1 protein-coding gene is annotated in these 501 nt (G+C 43.9%); it reads right to left on the bottom strand.

What is annotated here, in order from left to right; all coding sequences use genetic code 11:
• Positions 1 to 68 precede the first annotated feature (68 nt).
• Complete coding sequence (locus IAG03_RS14170) at positions 69 to 443, bottom strand: TnpV protein (RefSeq protein ID WP_001129922.1); 375 nt, start codon at positions 441 to 443, stop codon at positions 69 to 71.
• Positions 444 to 501: the final 58 nt, after the last annotated feature.

The raw sequence follows: 501 nt of genomic DNA, 5'->3' as shown, positions 1-501 counted from the left end.
TTATTTGTCAAGCTGACAAACTAAAGCAGAAAAAGCGGCAGGATTTCCCCCTGCCACTAATCATCTGTTTATGCAAAAATAATTTCCTTTTCCACAATCTCCCTCGCACAAGCCCTTATGTTATTGAGGCATCCTGTCCATTCTAAGGCGTTTTCTGCCTTTAGCTGTTCCGTTATGCCCTGTGCCTGTTTCATACCCTCTATGAGCCTTTCAAAGCGTTCCTGTGCCTGTCTGTTGATGTCGGCAAGGTAGGCGTTTAGCCTGCCGCTTGTAAGAAGATTGGTGTATGTAACTTTACGGTACTGTTTTAGATAATCTAAATGCCGTTGCCCCCAGATGCCTATTGCCTGTTCTTCTTCGGCGGGTACAGTTAAGCACGGTATCAAATAATCCCCTTGCCTTTCGTATTTGCCGCCCAGTTCCTCAAATAATGATTTTGCCATTGTCTGTTACCTCCACATTCTTTTTTATTTTGAATGTCCGCAAAATCCGTCCTACATC

It is taken from the genome of Yeguia hominis, from assembly GCF_014384705.1.
GTDB classification, from domain to species: Bacteria; Bacillota; Clostridia; order Oscillospirales; family Acutalibacteraceae; genus Yeguia; species Yeguia hominis.
The sequence above is the reverse complement of the archived record's forward strand: the minus strand, read 5'-3'. Positions and strand labels throughout refer to the sequence as shown.